The 2,797-nt window shown below is 54.8% G+C and carries 3 protein-coding genes; all 3 read left to right on the top strand.

The features are described 5' to 3' along the window. Window positions 1–167 precede the first annotated feature (167 nt). On the top strand, window positions 168–698 hold the full coding sequence (locus BMI01S_RS36755; protein WP_081901433.1) for a glycerophosphodiester phosphodiesterase family protein: 531 nt from the start codon (window positions 168–170) through the stop codon (window positions 696–698). Window positions 699–723: 25 nt separating this feature from the next. Next, window positions 724–1,898, top strand: a protein-coding gene (locus BMI01S_RS36745) for an IS3 family transposase (protein WP_154671550.1) whose coding sequence is annotated in 2 segments (ribosomal slippage) — window positions 724–973 and window positions 973–1,898 — 1,176 coding nt in all. Because the reading frame shifts where the segments join, the coding sequence is not laid out codon by codon here. A gap of 149 nt (window positions 1,899–2,047) precedes the next feature. Then, window positions 2,048–2,719: a hypothetical protein gene (locus BMI01S_RS36740; protein ID WP_156123916.1), complete on the top strand. Its 672-nt coding sequence runs from the start codon at window positions 2,048–2,050 to the stop codon at window positions 2,717–2,719. Window positions 2,720–2,797: the final 78 nt, after the last annotated feature.

The raw sequence follows: 2,797 nt of genomic DNA, 5'->3' as shown, positions 1-2,797 counted from the left end.
TTTGGGCCGTGCGCGAGGTCAGCTTTCCGACAATTTTGCGCATTTTGTTGCAACAGCACCGCAGCCGCGCTGGTCCGCACGACTATTTGCAACCTTAGGTTAGCCAAGAGTTTAAGCACTTCATCGCTAGCATAGTCATTGCTTATAGAACACATCGGGTGAATGCAATGGAAAATCTCGCTGAATTCGTGTATTCCCCAAACACTACGACAGGCGACAGTTTATTCAATGACGACATTTTGACAACCGAAGGAAGTATCGCGATGAGATCTTTTGCAATCCAGCGGAGGCGTCGGCTGCTTGGCGCCGCTTTCTTTACACTTATAGCACTTTCAGACGCTACCTTCGCAGATGGCCCGCAGCACTATGACCCGGAGCGTATTCTCGCGGCGTTCAAGAACCCGTATACCGGCCCTGTTGAAACGGAGAGGACCGTAGGCATCGTTGCTCATCGTGGCATCGTTGGCAGTGGCTGTCCCGAAAACTCGCTTTGCTCGATTCAAAATACCTATAACAACGGTATCGAGGCTATCGAACTGGATGTCAAACTAAGCAGCCAAGGGACACCATATCTCTTCCATGATCTTAACGTCGGACGCGTTGCTGCCGGCTCCGGCTTTGATATCTTTACAGGCGAAGGGTGGAATGCCGATGTGACCTTGCCCTCGAAAAACGTATCCGTTACTGAGAGTGTGTAAAACTTCAGTGACGGAGGATTGAGCAATGAGTAACCCGAGGGCGCGGTACACGCTGGAATTCAAGGTTGAAGCGGTGCGCATGGTGCGTAACGGCCAGAGCCAGTCGGCGGTGGCAAAGATTTTGGGCATTAGTACGCAGACGCTGCACACCTGGATCAAGGCCGATGATGCTGGCAAGCTCAGCGGCGCAGGCAAACAGGTGTCGGCCGAGCAGATGGAGATTGCCCGACTGCGTGCGGAGAATGCGCGGCTGAAGATGGAGCGCGATATCTTAAAAAAAGCGACCGTGTACTTTGCAAAGGAGTCGGCGTGAAGTACGCGTGGATTGAGCGGCACAGCCGACAATGGCCGGTATCCGTGGCCTGTGAGGCACTGGGTGTCAGCCCCAGTGGTTATCACAACCGCAAGGCCCAAGACGTTGATCCTGACCGGCCGCGCCGACGTATCAGCAACGATGCGTTGCTGGTCCACATCAAGGCCGTGCACGCCGAGTCCAAAGGCGAGTACGGCTGGCCACGCGTGTGGAAAAAGCTGCTTGCGCAAGGGATTCGCGTGAGCAAGGACCGGGTTCAACGGCTGATGAAGCTGCATGGCATCAAGGCGCGGACCAAACGCCGCTTCAAGGCCACGACCGACAGCAGGCACAACCTTCCGGTCGCACCGAACCTGCTGCAACGCGACTTCTCGCCGACGAAACCCGATCAGGTCTGGACGACAGACATCACCTATCTCTGGACCGACGAGGGCTGGCTGTATCTGACGGTCATACTCGACCTGTTCAGTCGCCAGGTCGTGGGATGGTCGCTCAAGCCGCACATGCGCACGGAGCTGGTGTCGGACGCGTTGCGGATGGCGTGGTTCCGGCGTCGGCCGGAGGCCGGACTGATCGTGCATAGCGACCGTGGGAGCCAGTATTGCAGCGCCGAGTTCCAGGACCTGCTCAAGAGCTACGGCATGCAAAGCTCGATGAGCCGCCGAGCAAATTGTTGGGACAACGCACCGACCGAAAGCCTGTGGGGATCGCTGAAGCAGGCGCGCATCCATGGTCAACGCTTTGCGACGCGTCGCGAAGCGATGGACGAGGTAATCGACTGGTTGAGCTTCTACAATCATTCGCGTTTGCACTCGACGTTGAATTACGTCAGTCCGATGCAATTTGAACAAGACTGGCACGCCGAACAGCGAAAGCAAGCGGCATAATACTCGCTCGGTTAGCGGATACGAAATTCACGGGCAACGTCAATGTTCGTTCGCTGGACGATGCAGCGCTCAACAGAATAATGTTGCGCGATAAGCAATTTAGAATCACGGGATACGATGCCCTCCCTCTTGAGGAGGCTTTGGACAGGGTGAAATCAGACTACCCTTATATGTTAGTGATACTCGATCTCAGGGATTTGGATGCTGTTTCTCGTGCGGCGGATATTGTCATCGATCGAGGTATGCAAAATACAGTGGTACTCAAATTCTTTGCGAGACTTGCGGCGGCCGAGCCGGGAAATATCGTGAAACACACGAAAGGCGTAGCCTTTGCACCAATGATTTACGCTAGCGACGAAGACGAACTTTCAAACCAGTACAAGCAGTTGAGCTGTGGACAAGCTGCGGGCTACTATCGCCAATGCTTGGTGGAATCTTGGTTGGATGAGGCCAGCAAGCAGAGTAACTTCGCTTGGATCGAGGTCGGCAACAAGAACCCCGCAAACGGAGACCCCACGTATGATCTGGTTAAGCATGTCCGTGCCGGACGCAAAGCCATGGGAACCTTTACTCCGGTAAAGGAGTACCGGCAAGACAAGAACGATGGTGAATGGTACGTCAAAATCGATGGTAGGTGTTGCTATAGCCTCGACGAGCACCTGACACATACTGCCCATTTCGGTACGGAAACAGCGGATAATCGCCCCAACGTTCAGCTACAACTTGATAGCGGTTTCACGTCGATCACAACAGATGATCCATTGGCTGCCGCAGCTGCCGCAAGCCGTTCGGGAATGCGCGACACCAGCCGGTATTACTGACCGGTGCACCAAATGCTGCCCTGTGCGTTGGAGAGGTATGAATACGCAAACTGATGCAAGGAAGCTGGGCGAGGCAAC

Source organism: Paraburkholderia mimosarum LMG 23256 = NBRC 106338 (assembly GCF_000739815.1).
GTDB lineage: Bacteria > Pseudomonadota > Gammaproteobacteria > Burkholderiales > Burkholderiaceae > Paraburkholderia > Paraburkholderia mimosarum.
This window is presented reverse-complemented; position numbering and strand designations above follow the sequence as displayed.